The following is a 17,296-nucleotide window of genomic DNA, read 5'->3' on the forward strand; positions in this document are numbered from 1 at the left end:
GTAGCGGACCGCGACGGCCCGCCGGCCCGCCGACCGGCCGACCGCAATTGCAAAGGGTCGCTACCCCCGTTCACTCGATATGATCGGCGTCGTCGGCGGATCGCTGTCCGGACTCGCGGCCGCCTATCGCCTCCGCCAGCGCGGCTACGACGTTCGCGTCTTCGAACCGGGCGACGAACTGGGCGGCATCGCGGCCACGACTTCGTCTTCACCATCCCAGTATCCGTCTTCGTCGTCCGAAACCCCCGCTGCGCCGCTCGAGCGCGTCCCCGTCTCGTTTACCCGTCCCGGGGACGAGACCGCCCTCGAGTTGCTCGCGGAACTCGGCCTGTCCGATCGCCTCGAGTGGGGCCCGATCCGGACGGCGATGTACGTCGACGGCACCGTCCACCCCGTCGACGCGCCCTGGGAGTTTCTGGCCTACCCGCCGCTGTCGCTGTCGGATACCGCGCGTCTCGCCACCCTCCAGAGCGGGATCGATTGTCGCGGCCTCCCTCGTCGACGGCCGCGATTCGACGCCTACGAACCGTCGGAGTACAGCGACGTCCCTGCCGAGGCGTTCGTTCGCGAGCACGCGAGCGACGCCGTCTACGAGCGGTTCTACGGACCGCTGCTCGAGGCTCGATTCGGGGCGGCGGCGTCGGACGTCAGCGCCGCGTGGGTGCTCGAGCACTGCCGCGGGCGGCGGGATCGGACCCGGTTCGGCCGGGAGAAGCGGGGCTATTTCGCCGAGAGCGCGGGCGTCCTCGTCGAGTCGTTGGTCGACGCCGTCGGTCGCGAGCGGATCACGACGAACGCGCGCGTGAGCGAACTCGGGACGACGGACGGCGCCGTCGAGTCGATCACCGTCGATCGGGACGGCGCGAGCGAGTGCCACGCCGTCGACGCAATCGTGCTGGCGACCGTCCCCGAGGGCTTCGAGTCGTCGCTCGGCTCTCCGTCGGTGACGTTCCGTACACGGACCTGTCTGCGCGTCTCGACGACCGCCGAGACGGCGCTGACCGACGCCTATCGCGTGACGATGGTCGACGATGCCCCGTTCGGCGAACTCGTCGCGCCGACGCTGCTGCGCTCGCCCGACGCGCCCGGCGGGCACCGGTACCAGTACTACCTGCTCGACGGCGGCGAAGCGGTCGCCGACGGTCGATCGAGCGCGGCGGTCGAGCGGCGGTGGCTCGAGGCGCTGGCGACCCGGTTCTCGGCGTTCGACCGGAACGACCTCGTCGCCGTCGACTCGACGCGGATCCGGCAGCCGGTTCCCGACGGCGTTCACTCGAGCGTCGACGGGACGTCTCCGCACGCGCGCACGGTCGACACTCTCGATGGACTCTACGACGCGACGGTCGTCCGGCAGCCGCAGTTCCCCCAGCGGCGGGCCGGCGGCGCACTCGAGGCCGGCCTGCGTTGTGCGCGGGCGGTCTCCGAACCGAATCGTCGCGTCTCGGTCCGACAGCCGGCGGACCACTGAGCGGTGAGTAGGTACTGGTACTGACGTCCCCGATGAGAGCAGTGGCTTCGCCGCGGCTAGAGCCCCGGCTCAGCGCGGATCCCGTTTCGATCGTGGAGAAAATGACAGCGATGCCCGGCGGCGAATCACCGCCGGAAGCGATCGCCGCGAAACGACTCGAGTCGCGTGTTCGCTCTACTCGTCCGTGTTGCCGAACGTGAACACGTCGTCGTTCTCGTCGGTGTCGGTGTCGTCGGTATCGGCCGTCCCCGTCTCGTCGGTCGCAGCCGTCTCAGCGGCATCCGACTCGGCGTCTTCGTCGCCGGTCGCGTCGGACTCGCCGTCTTCGACCGGCTCGATCGCCACCGCCGAGTCCGCGTCGTCCGCGAGGGGATCCGTCGCGTCCGCCGCGGCGTCCTCGGAGTCGTCGGTCGGGTCGGCGTCGGCTGCCGGTTCGCCGGCGGCCGTGCTGTCGTCGATCCCGAGGATCTCCTCGGCACCGAGTTCGTCGCCGGCGGTCGGCTCATCGTCGGCCGTCCGCTCTTGGTTCGACCGGTCAGACTCCTCGAGATCGTCCGGAGCAGGGGCCGGCGTCGGCTCAGAGTCGATCCCGCTCTCGGTCGTCGATCCGCTGTCCGTGATCGACGCCTGCTCGCCCGATTCGGCCTCGAGCGCGTCGGCGTCCGGAGCCGGCGCGGGTTCGACATCGGCCGCCTCAGCGGCCGGCTCGACGTCGTCTGCGGACTCGGCCTCCGCCGGCTCGGTCTCGACCGACTCGGTCGGCTGTGCCGCGTCGCGTTCGGTCGCCTGCTCGCCGGTCGTCTCGGGCGACTCGAACGTCTCGCTTTCGTCGGTCGAGAGGGTGATCCCCTGTCCTCGCTGGTCGCGCTCGGACTCCTGCGTCTGCTCGTCGGACGGTGACTCGTCTCCGTCCGCGTCGACCGCGGCGTCGAACTCGGACGTACTCGTCGCGGCGGTCGGAGCGCCGTCGCCGTCCGAATCGCGGTCGTCCTCGAGCTGCTCGCGGCTGATGTCGGTCTCGAAGCGGTCGAGCGCTTCGGAGAGCTCCGCGGCCTGGCCGGAGAGGTCGGAGGCGGACCGGGTCACTTCGGTCAGGGCCGTGGTCTGCTCTTCGGCGGCGGCGGCGACGTTCTCGGCCTCGGTGGTCGTCTCCTCGGAGATCGTCGCGGCGTCGTCGACCATCGCGACGACTTCCTGCGTCGAGGCGGCCTGCTCTTCGGTCGCGGCGGAGATCTCCTGGACGCCCACGTTGGTCTCCTGGGCGAGATTGGCGATCTCTTCTAGGGCTTCGACGGCCTCGGTGACCTGCTCGCTGGCGGCCTCGATCTGGTCGCTGGTACCCTCGACCTCGTCCGCGGACCGCTCGGTGCGTTCGCGGATCGCCTCGAGGCGGTCCTCGGCCTCGTCGGCCGCCTCGGCGACGTCCTCGGAGAGCGCCTTGACCTCCTTGGCGACGACGGAGAACCCTTCGTCGTCCTTCCCGCCGGCCGAGCGGGACGCCTCGATGTTGGCGTTCAGCGCCAGCATGTTCGTCTGGCGGGCGATCTCGGAAATGGTGTTGATCAGTTCGTCGATCTGCTGGACCTCCTGCTCGAGGCGGCGGATCTCGCTGACGGCGTCCTCCGCCTCGGTCTCGATCTGGTCCATCGCGGTGACCGCTTCCTGGGCGGCCTCCTGTCCTTCCTGACCGGTGTCGACGGTCTGTTCGGCGATGTCCGCGACCTCGTTCGAGGAGGCGGCGATCTCCTCGGTGGTCGTCGAGAGCCCGCTCATCTCCTGGTTGACCGACTGCAGCGACTGGTTCTGCTGCTCGGCGCCGTCGGAAATCTCCTGGATCGACTCCGTGACCTGCTGGGAGGCGGAGCGAACCTCCTCGCTGGAGGCGGTCACCTGCTCGGAGGCGGTCGCGACGTCGGTCGCGAACCGGTTGAGATCGGCGACGGTTTCCTCGATCTCCTCGAGCATGTCGTTGAAGTCCTCGGCGATCTCCGCCATCGCCTCGTTGTCCGTCTCGGCGTCCATCCGGGCGGTCAGGTCGCCGTCGGCGGCCGCCTCCATCACGTCGCTGTACTCGTCGGCCGTCCGCTCGAGTTGGTCGTTGATCTCCGCGATGCGTTCGCGCTCGCGTTCGGCGTCCTCGCGTGCGGATTCGGCCTCTTCGATCTGTTCGCCCAAGGCGACGCGCATCGAGTCGAAGCCCTCGTAGAGCCGGCCGATGTTGTCGATGCGTTCGGTCTCGAGGTCGACGCTGAGGTCGCCCTCTTCCATCTTGCTGGCCTTCTCGGTGAGACGGTCGATCGAAACGGCGGTGTTCCGACCGAGGACGACGCCGATCACGCCGATCATGAGCACGCCCGCGATCGTCGCGATGCCGCCCCACTGGCCGACCGTGTCGACGAACCCGTAGGCCTGACTCTCCGGTTCGTGAGTGACGACGACCCAGTCGGTACCGAAGACGCGGGCGGAACTGACGACGTAATCCTCGTCCTCGAAGCCGTAGGCGTCGGTTCCGAGGTCCAGCGAGGAGCCCGCGATCTGGTGGGTGCCGGCGCTTTCGGTGCGGGCCGACTGGACGATCTCGTTTCGCTCGCCGTCGGGCGTGGCGTAGGTGGTGCCGAGCGTCTCGTGGTCCTCGCCGTAGCCCACGTTATCGAGCATCACCTCGTTGTCGCCGTCGAGAAGCATCGTCGTGACGCCGGACTCGTCGTTCAGGCGATCCGCGTACGCCTCGAGGTCCGCCGTGTAGACGATCGCTTCGTCGTCCGAGCCCGGGACGGACTGGACGTAGGTCATGACGACGACGGAGCCGTCGCCCAGCTCCCGTTCGACGAGGTGGGCGTCGGAGACCCACGGGACGTCGTCGTTCTCGTGGACCCGTTCGTAGGTTCCGGATTCGATGCCGTCGATCTCGCTGGCCGCCGTTTCCTCGCCGTCGTAATCCGTACTCGCGAGGACCGTGTCGTTGGCGGTGTCGACGTAACTGATCGAGTGGATATCCGCGTCGAGATGCTCCTCCCAGTCGAGGAACCGGCTCTGGACAGCAGCCGGGTCGCCGTTCTCGACGACGTCGGAGCGGGCGATGACCCCGACCGTGTGTTCGTTCTGCTCGTTCCACATCTGGAGGTTCTGTGCCTCTTGGCTTGCGAGGGACGTCTGGTCGTTCTGGACCCGCTCTTCGACCTGTCCAGTAATCCCGGCGGTTGCGGCCATCCCGACCACTCCCACCCCCAGAGCGAGTATTAATAACATGATCCCGAACTTGACCGCGTATCTGCGGCGAATAGCTGTTGGTACCAATCGTCGAAGGCCGTCCATGGATACAGTACGCGTCTGAGTGTCGATATATAAATGATGATCCACTATTATCGAAGCTGATAACGTGTGTCGGGCAGATTTCGTTATTTTTAATTTGAGATAGGTGGCGATCCATCAGCGATGCTACCTAATCGCACTGCGTTCGCTCGTACCGGCGGTCCGTCGCGGATGTCGATCAGAGATCGGGCGGATCGACGGCCGAACCGCACTAATTCGTCCGTGTCACGTCTGAAACTCCAGTATCTCACATCTGAATGATGTATCGGCGTCGTCAACAATCATTAAGACGGATTAGTAACAACAGCTGTCAAGATGACCGATTCGAATCGGCCGCAACTGCGGATGGGAACGGCGGGGAGCCGACGCATATCCTCGAACAGGCGACGATTTCTCAAGGCGACTGCCGGCGTGGGTGCCGGCGTCTCTCTTACCGGCTGTCTCGGCCAGTATCAGGTACTCGGCGGCAACAGCGACGAAGAGACGGTCAAGATCGGCGTGCTGGCGCCGAATCCGAACAGCAACCGGATGGGGCGTTCGATGGTCCAGGCCGCGGAACTGGCGGTCACGCACCTCAACGAAGAGGGTGGGATCCTCGGCCGCGAGGTCGAACTGGTCGTCGGAAACACGAAGGAGAGCCCGCTCGAGGCCAGGCGCCAGTACCAGCGACTGATCCTCGAGGAGGGCGTCGACGCGACGACCGGCGTCTTCTCGAGCGAGGCGCTGTTGAGCATCATCGACGACGTCGCCGAACAGGAGACGCTCCACCTCACGAGCGCGGCGGCGACGAGCGAAGTGAGTCGGATGGTCCGCGACGACTACGAGCGGTACAAGTACCACTTCCGGATCGGCCCGAACAACGACATCGACCTCGGGCGGATCCAGATGGACTTCCTGACCGAGATGTACGAGGACCTCGGCTGGAACTCGATCGCGCTGCTGGCCGAGGACTACGACTGGACCGAGAAACCGTGGGAGGTCTACCAGGACCGACTCGCCGACACGGATATCGACGTCGTCTACGAGGAGCGGTATCCGGCGGCGAGCAATGACTTCACGGAACAGTACAACCAGGCCGAAGAGGCGGACGCAGACGCGGTGTTCATCACGACCGCACACACCGGAACCCCTGCGCTCATGGACTGGAAGTTACCCGCCAAGCGATCGTTCGGGTTCGGCGGCGTCCACGTCCCCATGCAGCTGCCGGCGTACTACGACCTGGTCGGCGGGCAGTGCCGGTACGCCGTCACGCAGACCAGTTCGACGGCGAAGACGTCGATTACCGAAAACACGCAGGAGTTCGTGACCGCTTATCAGGACGAGTACGGCGGGCAGAACCCGATCTACACGGGGTACCACACGTACGACGGCGTCCGAGCCATCGCCTACGCCGCCGAGGAATCGAACTCGCTCGACTCCGACGATATGGTCGGCGCCCTCGAGAACGCGTCCCATCCCGGCTACGCCGCGACGGTCGAGTTCTACGACAACGACTCCGAGACGCCCCACGACCTCGTCTACAACTACGGCGAGACGGTCTACTTCCAGTGGCAGGAAAACGAGGACGGCGAGGGCGTCCAGGAGGCCATCTGGCCGCCGGATAAGAAGACCGGGGACTACGTTACGCCGCCGTGGCTCGAGACCGAGGCCTAACGCGAGAAGTCCGCTGGCGACCAGCGTTGACTGATCGGCACGGTTTTTCTGCGGACGACTGATCGAGACGGTTTCGGGCGACTCCGGTCGGCCGTCGATTCGGTCGAGCCCGGTCGGCCCGAGTGTTCCGTCGACGACGTCCCCTCAGTCGTCTGCCCGGGTATCGACCGTTCGATCGAGATCGACGAACCTGTCGAGGCCGGCGAGCAGGGCCGCCGAGAGCAGGAGTCCGACGAGGGCGAAACTGGCGACCAGGAGGAAAAACGCCGCGAGCGGGAAGCCGCCGAGGACGAAGCCGCCGATGGCGATGCTCGCCGAGCCGAGGCCGAACTCGCCGAGGTAGGTGTAGCCGTAGGAGAGCCCGCGACTGTCCGCGGGCGTGTAGACCGCGACGGCGTTCTGATAGAACGGCTGGATCGCGAACAGGAAGAACCCGAAGGCGCCACAGAGCGCCGCGATCGCGCCGATCCCCATGCCGGTGACGGGAACGAAGGCGACGGCAAGCACCGCGAGGACGGCGAAGATGGCGATCATCCCGCGGGCCGGCGCCACGCGGTCGGTCAGTTTCCCGCCGGCGTACTGCCCCGCCATCCCGACGACCAGCAGCCCCACGTAGATGTAATCGGCCGGCTCGATCCCCTCGAGGCTCGCGGGGACGGCGAAGCCGGCCATCGCCTCGAGGCCGTGGAGGATCTCGGGCAGGTAGGTCAACATCCCGCGGTAGTACAGCCCTTCGAACATCACGATGGCGAAGACGACGGCGAAGGCGCTCGCGAACAGCGTCCGCGTCTCCGCGAACAGTTCCGAGACCGACAGCGCCTCGTCGGTGCTGGCGTCGACGTCGTCGTCGACGGCTGCCGTCGGATCGAACGACGCGCTGAGGCCGTACAGCACCGCGAGAACGCCGGGGACGGCCAGAATTGCCGCGACGAGCTCCCACTCGAGGACGACGAGCAGCGTCGCCGTGACGAACGGGCCCAGAGCGATGCCGGCGTTCCCGGCGATCCCGTGCCAGGCGAAGACCGTCCCGCGCTCCTCGACGCCGGTGCTGATGAGCGCCAGCCCGGCGGGGTGGTAGATACTGGCGGCGACCCCCCACAGGACGAGGGCGACGGCGATCGCGTAGACCGACCTCGCGAACGAGAGGACGAGGAAGGCCCCGCTCATCCCCGCGAGACAGTACAGGATGAGTCGCTTGGTCTCGTATCGATCCGAGAGGATGCCGCTCGGCAGCGCGCCGATCCCGAAGAGCGCGTAGCCGAGCGCGACGACCTGTCCGAACAGGGCGACGCCGGTGTCGAACGTATCGAGCCAGACCACCAGGAAGATCGGGATCGACGTCTCGAACCAGTGGACGAGCGCGTGGCCGGCCATGGTGAAGCCGGCGATCGATCGGTCATTGCTATCGAGTGCCATCGAATCGTCTCGTTGTTGAAACGGGTCTCTCCGGACACTTAGCGGCTTGGATCCCGACACCGCCCGAACGCTCGCCGACGGGCGGGAGGTCGACCGCCCTTAGAACAGGAACCGCTCCTCGAGGTCCCGGGGAAGAATCACCTCGAGTTTGCCCTTCGACTCGTACTCGCGGATCGTCTCGATCATCGTCTCGAAGGCCTCGAGGTGGTCGTCCTCGAGGCGGTGGAAGAAGAGACCGGTGATCCCGCGCCGTTCGACGGTGTGCTCGAGCGCGGTTCGGACGCGTTCGGCGCTGGGGTTGCCGATTCTGGAGGCCAGTTTCGTATTCGTCGTATACCCCTGCGCCGGCGGACCGCCGCCGAAGCCGATCGAGTGGTACTCGTCGACGAGTTCGATCGACGTCGCGTCGTACTGGCCGAACGGGTAGGCGAAGTAGTCGGCGCCGTCCTCGAATCCGCGTTCGACGAGCCACTCCTTGCCCGCCCGGATCTGGGACTCCTGTTCGTCGGCGTCGAGTTCGGGCAGTTTCGGGTGGTTCTTCGCGTGGTTCGCGACGCACCAGCCGGCGTCCCGGAGTTCGCGGAGCTGGTCGACCGTCAATCGGGGATCGCCGCCGACGTCGCCGCCGCCGATGTACCCTGAGTTGACGAACGTCGTCGCGGGATAGTCGTACGACTCGAGGCGCGGCAACGCTTCCGTGTAGTCGGTGACGTGTGCGTCGTCGAACTGGATCATCACCTGCCCCGTCTCCGGCCGCGGGGTGAAGTGAAGGTCGTCGAACCAGACCGTCCGTCGCTCCCCTTCGGCCGTCCAGAGGCGCAGGGACACCGTCCGGACGTTCGCCGCGTCGAACGCCGGATCGATCTCGCTGACGCCGAAGTTGTACCGATCGAGGGGGAGGTCGCCGACGATCCCGCGACGGTACTCGATCGCGGCGCCCTCGTCGTCGACCAGTCGGAGCCACGGGACGACGAGTTCGTCCGCCGCGACGGCGACGCCGGGAACGACGTCGGTGAGATCGCGCGGGTCGGCGAACGTCTTCGTGAGTCTGGCCATTTGCTCGGTCTCGCCGACCGTCAGTCGGGCGCTCTGCGAGCCGACGGCGGCGCGGTCCGGATCCGCCGTCAGCGTCCCGCCGGCGACCGTCCACGCCTCGAGGTCCTCGAAGTCGTCGACGGTTCCGGCGGCGTCGGGGAGATCCGCGGGGGGATCGCTCGCCGGCGGCGACGAGTCGTCGCCGTTCCCGGCGTCATCGTCGAGCGCGGGCGAGTCGGTACAGCCCGCCAGCCCGAGTCCCGCCGCCGACGCTGCTGCCGCGAGATACGTTCGTCGGTTCATCGACGGAGAACAAATCTGCAAGCGATATTGTTACGATTGAATTACTATCCAGTAGACGAAAACAAACGGCGAAAACGTCGGTGCGAAACGCCTCGATCGCGAGCGGGTGCGACGGAGCTTTGACCGGAAGTCGGTCAGTCGGCTTCGATATCCTCGTCCTCGAGATCGACCGCCGACGAGACGTCGGCGTCGTCCGGCTCGTCCTGGCCGCCCACGACGAGGTCACCGTCCTCGGTCTCGACGTAGACGTCGTCGGCGAACCCGCCCTCCGCGTGGGGGTGTTCGGGGTCGTCGAGTTTTTCGGGCGTCGAGGGCGCCTCGGGCAGTCCCTCCGGCGGTTCGAACTGGCCGAGCGGGTCGTCGATCGTGATATCCCATCGCTCGAAGAAGTCGCCGTAGCGCTCGTGGTGGGCCTCGAGTTCGTCGACCGGAATCTCCATCATCTCGGTCCAGCCGTGGTTGTAGAAGTCGAAGTTGGCCTGAATGTGGGTGATCTCGCGGGCTTCGGCCTCGGAGAACCCTTCCTGCAGCGCTCGCAGGTAGCTGTCCATCGTCGCGTCGAAGAGGCCGTCGAGGTGGGCCGTTCGCTCCTCGGCGTGGGCGGGATCTGCCTTCCCAGTGAAGATCTTCGTGTGCAGTCTGACCAGGCCCGCGTTGGCGACCGAACGGACGCCCGGCGTCTCGAGGGCCTTCCGATAGGCGAAGTGTTTCGCGTTTTGGCGGAGTTTCATGCGACGATGTAGGGAGCAGCGCCTAAAGAACGGTTCGGACAACTATGAAGGGCCGGCCGCGATACCGACGGCTCGCTCGGACGAGGTGCGTCAGAGATAACAGCAAACCTTGCGAAGTCAACTATCGGAAACGAAAGCTCGACGTGTGATTACCGCTTTGAAGGTTCACATCCAATTTCAGCATACAACTGTTGCAGGGAAACTCCCGTTGGGTAAAATAGACGAGATAGCAACCCACTTTAACCCGCATTACGAACGGTCCGAATATGACCCATTACGTGATCATCGGTGACGGAATCTCCGGCAGCTCGGCTGCCGAGACCCTCCGGGAGGAGGATCCGGAGGCGACGATTACCGTCATCACCGATGAGGGGGAGCCACTGTATAACCGCATTCTCATCAAGGAACACGCGAAGGGCAAACTGCCGGAAGCTCCCATCTCGATTCACGACGAAGGGTGGTACGACGAGCGCGATATCGACCTCTCGCTGAACACTCACGTCACGAGCGTCGACACGGACGAGCGGGTCGTCCACACTCACGACAACGGCGATATCGAGTACGACAAGCTCCTGGTCGCGACCGGCGGAACGCCGACGCAGCTCCCGGTCGAAAACAGCGACGCCGACGGGATCCACCACTTCTGGACGTTTCAGGACGCTCGCGGGATTCGCGAGCACGCCGAGCAGTCCGACCGCGGGGTCATCGTCGGCGCCGGCCTGCTGGGCATCGACTTCGCGGCCGTCTGCGGCGCGCAGGGCATCGAGGCCGACTACCTGATGCGCGGCGGCCGCTGGTGGCGCTACGCGCTCTCGGACGACGGCGCCGAGATCATGCACGAGGGCATGCGCGAGGTCGGCGTCGAACCGGTCTTCGACAGCGGCGTCGACCGCTTCGAAGTCGACGACGACGGCCACGTCACCGCCGCGGTCGACCCCAACGGCGACCGCTACGACTGCGACTTCGCCGGCGTCGCCATCGGCCTCACCTTCAACACGGAGTTCCTCCGCGGAGCCGGCCTCGAGCAGAACAACGGACTCGTCGTCGACGAGTACATGCAGACCAACGTCGACGACGTCTACGCCGCCGGCGACATCACGCGCTTCTACGACGTCCTGCTGGGCGATCAGGCCCAGAACGGTTCGTGGGGCTCGGCCAAGGAGCAGGGTCGCGTCGCCGCGGTCAACATGGCCAACGACGCCGAGGAAGAGGAGTTCGAGTGGGTCTCCTCGTACTCCATCACGCACTTCGACTTCCCGTTCCTTTCGTTCGGTCACCCGACGCTCGGCGACGAACACGCCGAGCGCAAGTACAGCGACACCGAGTGGCGCCGCATCGCCTTCAAGGACGGCAAGATCGTCGGCGGCGTCCTCATCGGCGACCTCTCGCCCCAGAGCAAGTTCAAACAGCTGATGCGCGAACAGCGCGAGGTCGCCGACCAGGCCGAGGTCCTCCTCCAACAGCAGGTCGATCTCGACGAACTCGCGCCGGCACAGGAACAGTAACGGCCGCCGACGGGAGCCGGCCGACCGACGGCCGGCACTCGAGGCGCTCGTTCGTCCGTTTACGCGTCTTTTGCTCCCCTGCGCTCGGGTACCAACGCCGTCGTACCGAGGGTCACCCCCGCGTTCGTCACCGCTTCGTCGGCTCCGACTCGTGGCTGCGCTTTTGATTTCCGGTCGATTCGGCGGAATCGTTAAGTAGCACCACGACATTTGGTAACGATGAACATGGCTTCCGGCGAACTTCTCCAACGACAGCTCCGACTCGAGCGCGCCGACTCCGTCTCGACGGGCGCGACCGTCCGCCACGTCGACCAGCTCGACACCGACACGCTGGAGGCGTTCTACGAAAGTCTCGAGGCGAATCGCCCGCTAGCGGAATCGGACGTCGATCTCGAGGCCGGCGATATCATCGTCTTCACCGAGTACTATCGGGTCGTCTGCGCCTAGGCCGCTCGCCGCCGCTTTGGTTCGTCGGCTCCCGCTCCGTCGAAAGTATCGAAGTCGTTTTCCCGCGTGCGCGCCTTCGGTGACCTATGAACGGCGACAGCGACATGACCCTGGCGTTCGAGCTCGAGGCGCTGAAAGAGCTCGCCTCGCCCGAGAGCGTCTTCGAAGACGCCAGAGGCTGGACGGAGTACATCGGCGTCGTCTCCGAGAAACCCACGTACGTCGTGACGAACTTCACCCGGAAGAACCGCATCCGCCAGGACTTCTTCTCCGGACCGCGGGGCAAAGCCGAGAGCCTCGAGGGCGTCAAAGACCAGTTCGACACCGACCGGTACGTCTTCATCGGTTCGACCGAGGAGGACGAACAGCTCGCCGACGATGTCGACTGGGAGTACTTAGACGTCGAGGACGCCGCCGAGGCGGCCGACTGGATCATCGCCGCGAACACCGAGACGGGCGACGACGACGCCGAACCGGTCCGCGACGACTGGCCCTGAGGATTCGGTCCGATCGCGGCGTCTCGCTTCGTTCACTCGTTCTACTCACGCGGGTCGGACCGTGCTGCCGATGGCCCGTGACTTATGTGCAGCCTCGCCAATGGGCCGGTATGGAAACACGTGACTTGGGCTCGACCGGCCACGAAAGCACGGTCGCGACCTTCGGTGCGATCGCGCTCAACTGGCTCGAGCAGGAGGGCGCGAACCAGATGGTCGAACTCGTCCTCGACCGCGGCGTCAACCACGTCGACGTCGCGCCGACCTACGGCGACGCCGAACGCAAGCTCGGTCCCAAACTCCGCCAGCACCGCGAGGAGATCTACCTCGGCTGCAAGACCCAGGAACGGGATTACGACGGCGCGCGCCGCAAACTCGAGCGCTCGCTCGATCGGCTCGGCGTCGATCACATCGACCTCTATCAGGTCCACGGCCTCGAGTACGAGGCGGAACTCGAGGAGATCACGGGCGACGACGGCGCGCTCGCGGCGTTTCGCGACGCCAAGGAGGAGGGTCTGATCGGTGATATCGGCCTCACGAGCCACGGGAACCCCCAACTCATCCTCGACGCGATGGATCGGATCGACGACCTCGCGACGGTGATGTTCCCCCTGAATCCGGTCGTCGCCGCGAAGGGCGACGACGACCACGATTACGAGGCCGTCCTCGAGCGCGCGGAGGAGGAAGGAATCGGCACGCTCGGGATCAAGGCCTTCGCGAAGGGATCGTGGCCCTCGACCGAGGAGTTGCCCGAAGCTGATCGGCCGTACGCCAACTGGTACGAGCCGGTGGATACGCCCGACGAGATCCGCGAACGGTTCGACTTCGCCGCGTCGCAAGGGCTCTCGACCGTCGTCACGCCCGGCGATCCGAAGCTCGTCGCGATGGTGCTCGACGCCGCCACCCGGTACGACGGGATGGCCGAGAGCGAACAGCGTTCGCTCGTCGAGGAAGCGCGCCACGACGACAGCCCGGTCCCCGAACAGCTCCACCACTGAATCCCTGAACCGCCCGCGACGGCGAGCCGACCCGCGAGACCACATGGACGTCCCACGCACCGTCACGACCGCCCTCGAGGATCGCCCGATCGAGGGCGCGGTCTGTCTGGAAGCCGGCGCCGGCGTCGGCAACGCGACGGCGGGGCTGCTCGCGAGCGGCGCGGCGCGCGTCTACGCCGTGACCGACGACCGAACGCACGCGGAGACCGCGCTCGAACGGGTCCGATCGCCCACCGACGACGATGACACCGACGATCCGAGACGAGCGCGCGGCCGACTCGCCGTCCTCGAGGCCGACCTGCGGGCGATCCCCCTTCCCGACGACGCCGTCGAGGTCATCACCGCACACGGGCTGTTCAACGTTGTTCCACCCGCCGACCTCGACGCGATCGCCCGCGAGCTGACTCGCGTCGCCGCGCCGGGCTGTCATCTCCTCGTCGACGACTACGAGCCGCCGCCCGACGACGCCGCCGTTCGCGACCTCTTCGCCCTCGAGAACGCGGCCGCACAGCTCGCCGACGGGGAGCCGATGCTGACCTTCTACCCGGCGGACGCGCTCGGTCGGCTGTTCACCGGCTACGGATGGACCGTCGATCGGCACCGAACGCTGTTGGACCCCGTCCCGTGGACCGAAAGCCACCTCGAGGCCCACGCCGAGGTGGTCCGCTCGAGGGTCGACGCGCTCCCCGCGGAGTCGGAACTGAGGGCCGCGTTGCTCGGACGGGCCGATACCCTCGTCGAAGCGATCGGCTCGGAGTCGGCCGGCGAGATGTACGGCCTCGCCCTGCGCCGGCCCGAGTGAGCGCCGTCGGCGCGCCTCGAGCGACGACTGCGGCCGTCGGCACACGTCTCGAGTCGTCGCCCTTTTGGCTCGTCCCCCCCAACGAGGGGCAATGGCAGAGCCCCGCGTCCCGGGATCCGGCGGCGACCGGCACCTCGAGCTTCCCTGCGGCAACTCGATCGACCCCCACGAGATCGATCTGGGGATGCGCGAGTACTCCTGTCCCTGCGGCGCGTCCCACGCCGTCGTCACGGACGTCCACCCGCCCTCGCGGTTCTTCCCCGAATCGCTCGTCGCCGTCCTGCGGGAGACGATCGAGCCGGCCGACGAGTTCGAGGAGTTCGGCACGCCCCACCTGCTGGGCGTCGTCATGGAGGAGTTCCCCGAGAAGGTCCGCACCTACGACGCCAGCGACGACGGCGCCGTCGGCTACGCGATGCTGTGGGTGACCGACTTCGACTCCCGGCGGCTCCACGAGATCGTCGTCGAACTGGTGGTCGAACTGATGGAACACGCGGTCAGCCACGCCGCCGACGACGCCGCAATCTCCGAGTTCGAGACCCAGATGCTCGAGTTCGACGTCGAGGAGTTCGTCGACCAGTACCGCCGCCAGCGCGAGTTCGAGAGCGAACACGACCGCGCGCTGTAACGGCTCCGGGCCCGTTTTCTGGCGAGCCGCGTCCGATGGCGGCCCGCACGATCCGTCACGACGGGATCGAGACGGCCAACCGCAACCCGCCCGCGTCGCTTTCTTCGACCGCGACCGACCAGCCGTGGGCCTCGACGACCTCGGCGACGATCGCCAGCCCGAAGCCGGTTCCCTCGGTGTCCGTACTGTAACCCCACTCGAGGACGCGGTCGCGTTCGCCGGGCGGGATTCCGGGCCCGTCGTCGGCGATCGCGAACCCCTCGAGGGTCGGCTCGACCGTGACGGTCACGGTCTCCCCGTCGCGTTCGCCGCGGTTCGTCGTCTCTTCGTCGAGGTCCTCCTGGGTCCCCTGGAAGCCGAGGGTCGCGGAGCCGTGTTCGACGGCGTCCTCCTGAGCGTGTGAAGGAGGGCTCGTCGAACCGTGTTCGACGGCGTCCTCGGGAGCATCAGCGACCGAGGACTCGGAAGACGCGGTGTGTCTTCCGTCGTCCTGACGAGCGTGCGAGTCAGGGCTCGTGGAGCCGTGCTCCACAGCGTCCTCCTGAGCGTGCGAAGGAGGGCTCGTCGAACCGTGTTCGACGGCGTTACGAAACACGTTCTCGAAGAGGACCCGAAGCCGCTCCTCGTCGCCGTCGACCGTCGGCAGCGATCCGTCGCACACCACCTCGAGGTCGCCCTCGACCGTCCGCTCGGCGCGCTCGACGACGGCGGCGAGGTCGACCGGCTCGGTCTCGGTCAACCGCCGGCCGCTCCGGGCTAAGGTCAGGACGTTCTCGACGAGTTCGTCCATTCGGGTGAGGGCCCACTCGAGTTCGTCGACGTGACGATCGGTCTCGTCGTCGCCGTCGATCCGGCCCGCGAGGAGTTCGAGGTGGCCCGTCGCGAGCGTCAGCGGATTTCGGAGGTCGTGTGAAACCGTACTGGCGAAGGCCTCGAGCCGTTCGTTCTGGCGCTCGAGTTCGCGGCCGTGCTCCGCGAGTTCGCCCTCGCGCTCGGCGCGGTCGAGGGCGGCTTCGGCGTTGGCCGCGAGGATCCGCGCCAGCGTCAGCGCTTCCGGATCGAAGTCGTTGGTCTCGAGCGAACTCACGATGAAGACCCCGTGATCGCCGAGCGGAACGTGGGCCTCGCTGCGGATCGGCGTCTCGGGGTTGCGAACGTTCGGCGCCTGCCGGACGTCGCCGTGGACGATCGCCTCGCCGGCCTCGTAGGCGTCCCAGGCGATCCCGCCGCCGGGTTCGATGTTCGACGGGATCCCGTCGAACAGCTCGAGCACGCGGTCGCTCATCGCGACGGGAACGAGCCCGCCCCGATCCGCGCCGTCCGATGCCGCCGGATCCGTCGGATCCGCCGTCCCGTCCGCTGCCGCTGGTTCGTCGGCCGATCCGTCTCCGGGGGAGTCGGCCGTCGATCGCGTCAGCACGTCCGGTTCGTACAGGTGAACGGAGTTGAGATCGAAATCGAGCGCGTCGGCGGCAATCTCGGTCACGACGCGGGCGATCTCGTCGGTCTCCGTCGCCGCCATCAGCCGGCGCGTTCCGTCGTGTAGCTTCCGGATCCGCCGTTCGCGCTCCTTACGGTCCGAAACGTCGCGGACCACGCCGACGCTTCCCGCCAACGCGCCGTCGTCCTCGATCAGCGGCGCGACGTTGGCTTCGGCGTCGCAAATCGCTCCGTCGGTGAACTCGACGGTGACGTCGGTGGTCTCCCACGCCCGATCGCCGGCCGTCCGAAGCTCGTCGAGCGTCGAGCGGATGCGGCCGGCGTCTCCGTCGGCGACGAAGTCGTCCACCGGCCGTCCGAGGAGTTCGTCGCGCGTCGTCTCGAGGACGTCGGCCATGGCCTCGTTGGCCATCTCGATGCGGCCGTCCGCGTCGAGGACGTACATGGAGTCCCCGACCGTCTCCACGAGCGTTCGGTACCGCTCGAGGTCCTGCTCGTGCTCGCGGTCTCGGTTCGGGTCCCGCGGCGCCGCCCGCTGGTCCGTCCGAGCGCGGCCCGCTCGGTTCGCGTCCGGTCCGCCCACGGTTTGCAACTGCTCGCGGAGTCGCTCGACCGAATCCGTCCGTCCCTTCGGAACGTAGCCCGAGAATCCGGCCGTGATCGCCTCGCTGGCGAGCGTCTCGCTTCCGTCGGCGGTGTAGAGGAGAAACGGGGCGGTCGCGAGGCCGTCGGCTCGCAGCGAATCGTACAGCGCGAGCGCGTCCGTCTCTGGACCGTCGAGGCGGTATTCGGTGACGACGCAGGCGTACGCGCTCGACCCGTCCGCGAGCGCGTCGCGGAGGGCGGCCGCGGTCGCCACCGCCTCGAGTTCGATCGCGGCGTCGGCCGCGAGGTCGCGCGACAGCCGTCGCCGAGCCGTCTCGTCGGGATCGACGTACAGCACGGCTTTCGACGGCATCGAACGTGTGCGTCCGGCGTCGACCATCTCGTTGCGTCCGAACAGTAACGCGGCCACGATAAGCGATTCGGCCGGCGCAAGCGGACTCGCCCGCTCGATCGCCGAA

General features: G+C 67.1%; 13 protein-coding genes. 8 read left to right on the plus strand and 5 right to left on the minus strand.

Features of this window, described 5'->3' with window-relative positions; translation table 11 throughout:
* The first annotated feature begins 79 nt into the window (after positions 1-79).
* Positions 80-1,468, plus strand: coding sequence for an FAD-dependent oxidoreductase (locus HTZ84_RS20055; RefSeq protein ID WP_174682280.1), 1,389 nt, complete (start codon positions 80-82; stop codon positions 1,466-1,468).
* Positions 1,469-1,642: 174 nt separating this feature from the next.
* Here HTZ84_RS20055 and HTZ84_RS20060 read toward each other — a convergent pair whose 3' ends face one another.
* A complete protein-coding gene (locus tag HTZ84_RS20060) occupies positions 1,643-4,783 on the minus strand; it encodes a methyl-accepting chemotaxis protein (RefSeq protein WP_174682281.1) in 3,141 nt (1,046 codons plus the stop codon).
* A gap of 312 nt (positions 4,784-5,095) precedes the next feature.
* On the opposite strand from HTZ84_RS20060, the gene HTZ84_RS20065 reads away from it, so the two are divergent.
* Positions 5,096-6,433: an ABC transporter substrate-binding protein gene (locus HTZ84_RS20065; protein ID WP_174682282.1), complete on the plus strand. Its 1,338-nt coding sequence runs from the start codon at positions 5,096-5,098 to the stop codon at positions 6,431-6,433.
* Between the two features lie 144 nt (positions 6,434-6,577).
* Here the strand turns inward: HTZ84_RS20065 and HTZ84_RS20070 are convergent, their stop codons facing one another.
* From HTZ84_RS20070 to HTZ84_RS20080, 3 genes are all read right to left on the minus strand, one after another.
* Entirely contained in the window at positions 6,578-7,849 is a 1,272-nt protein-coding gene (locus HTZ84_RS20070) for an MFS transporter (RefSeq protein ID WP_174682283.1), read from the minus strand.
* A gap of 99 nt (positions 7,850-7,948) precedes the next feature.
* Positions 7,949-9,187 (minus strand): polysaccharide deacetylase family protein, encoded by a 1,239-nt coding sequence (locus HTZ84_RS20075; RefSeq protein ID WP_174682284.1) that lies wholly within the window; start codon positions 9,185-9,187, stop codon positions 7,949-7,951.
* A gap of 134 nt (positions 9,188-9,321) precedes the next feature.
* Positions 9,322-9,918: a DUF6149 family protein gene (locus HTZ84_RS20080; RefSeq protein WP_174682285.1), complete on the minus strand. Its 597-nt coding sequence runs from the start codon at positions 9,916-9,918 to the stop codon at positions 9,322-9,324.
* A gap of 266 nt (positions 9,919-10,184) precedes the next feature.
* Here HTZ84_RS20080 and HTZ84_RS20085 point away from each other — a divergent pair, with 266 nt between their 5' ends.
* From HTZ84_RS20085 to HTZ84_RS20110, 6 genes are all read left to right on the plus strand, one after another.
* Positions 10,185-11,423: an NAD(P)/FAD-dependent oxidoreductase gene (locus HTZ84_RS20085; protein WP_174682286.1), complete on the plus strand. Its 1,239-nt coding sequence runs from the start codon at positions 10,185-10,187 to the stop codon at positions 11,421-11,423.
* 219 nt (positions 11,424-11,642) lie between these two features.
* Positions 11,643-11,870, plus strand: coding sequence for a hypothetical protein (locus HTZ84_RS20090; protein ID WP_174682287.1), 228 nt, complete (start codon positions 11,643-11,645; stop codon positions 11,868-11,870).
* An 86-nt stretch (positions 11,871-11,956) separates the two neighbouring features.
* Positions 11,957-12,367 carry a DUF7124 domain-containing protein gene (locus HTZ84_RS20095; protein WP_174682288.1) on the plus strand — a complete coding sequence of 137 codons (411 nt, stop codon included), beginning with the start codon at positions 11,957-11,959 and terminating at the stop codon, positions 12,365-12,367.
* Positions 12,368-12,477: 110 nt separating this feature from the next.
* Positions 12,478-13,362, plus strand: a complete 885-nt coding sequence (locus HTZ84_RS20100) for an aldo/keto reductase (protein ID WP_174682289.1) — start codon at positions 12,478-12,480, stop codon at positions 13,360-13,362.
* A 43-nt stretch (positions 13,363-13,405) separates the two neighbouring features.
* The gene (locus tag HTZ84_RS20105; RefSeq protein WP_174682290.1) at positions 13,406-14,164 is read left to right on the plus strand and encodes a class I SAM-dependent methyltransferase; all 759 of its coding nucleotides are present in this window, start codon (positions 13,406-13,408) and stop codon (positions 14,162-14,164) included.
* 91 nt (positions 14,165-14,255) lie between these two features.
* The gene (locus HTZ84_RS20110; RefSeq protein WP_174682291.1) at positions 14,256-14,792 is read left to right on the plus strand and encodes a DUF5815 family protein; all 537 of its coding nucleotides are present in this window, start codon (positions 14,256-14,258) and stop codon (positions 14,790-14,792) included.
* 55 nt (positions 14,793-14,847) lie between these two features.
* On the opposite strand, the gene HTZ84_RS20115 is transcribed toward HTZ84_RS20110, so the two are convergent.
* Positions 14,848-17,190, minus strand: a complete 2,343-nt coding sequence (locus HTZ84_RS20115; protein ID WP_174682292.1) for a hybrid sensor histidine kinase/response regulator — start codon at positions 17,188-17,190, stop codon at positions 14,848-14,850.
* Between the last annotated feature and the right edge of the window lie 106 nt (positions 17,191-17,296).

The sequence above is a fragment of the Haloterrigena gelatinilytica genome, assembly GCF_013342145.1.
GTDB classification, from domain to species: domain Archaea; phylum Halobacteriota; class Halobacteria; order Halobacteriales; family Natrialbaceae; genus Haloterrigena; species Haloterrigena gelatinilytica.

Bases quoted from the DNA above. Each gene is read 5' to 3' on its own strand.
- HTZ84_RS20055 (WP_174682280.1), top strand. From the start codon at position 80: ATGATCGGCGTCGTCGGCGGATCGCTGTCCGGACTCGCGGCCGCCTAT.
- HTZ84_RS20060 (WP_174682281.1), bottom strand. From the start codon at position 4,783: ATGGACGGCCTTCGACGATTGGTACCAACAGCTATTCGCCGCAGATAC.
- HTZ84_RS20065 (WP_174682282.1), top strand. From the start codon at position 5,096: ATGACCGATTCGAATCGGCCGCAACTGCGGATGGGAACGGCGGGGAGC.
- HTZ84_RS20070 (WP_174682283.1), bottom strand. From the start codon at position 7,849: ATGGCACTCGATAGCAATGACCGATCGATCGCCGGCTTCACCATGGCC.
- HTZ84_RS20075 (WP_174682284.1), bottom strand. From the start codon at position 9,187: ATGAACCGACGAACGTATCTCGCGGCAGCAGCGTCGGCGGCGGGACTC.
- HTZ84_RS20080 (WP_174682285.1), bottom strand. From the start codon at position 9,918: ATGAAACTCCGCCAAAACGCGAAACACTTCGCCTATCGGAAGGCCCTC.
- HTZ84_RS20085 (WP_174682286.1), top strand. From the start codon at position 10,185: ATGACCCATTACGTGATCATCGGTGACGGAATCTCCGGCAGCTCGGCT.
- HTZ84_RS20090 (WP_174682287.1), top strand. From the start codon at position 11,643: ATGAACATGGCTTCCGGCGAACTTCTCCAACGACAGCTCCGACTCGAG.
- HTZ84_RS20095 (WP_174682288.1), top strand. From the start codon at position 11,957: ATGAACGGCGACAGCGACATGACCCTGGCGTTCGAGCTCGAGGCGCTG.
- HTZ84_RS20100 (WP_174682289.1), top strand. From the start codon at position 12,478: ATGGAAACACGTGACTTGGGCTCGACCGGCCACGAAAGCACGGTCGCG.
- HTZ84_RS20105 (WP_174682290.1), top strand. From the start codon at position 13,406: ATGGACGTCCCACGCACCGTCACGACCGCCCTCGAGGATCGCCCGATC.
- HTZ84_RS20110 (WP_174682291.1), top strand. From the start codon at position 14,256: ATGGCAGAGCCCCGCGTCCCGGGATCCGGCGGCGACCGGCACCTCGAG.
- HTZ84_RS20115 (WP_174682292.1), bottom strand. From the start codon at position 17,190: ATGCCGTCGAAAGCCGTGCTGTACGTCGATCCCGACGAGACGGCTCGG.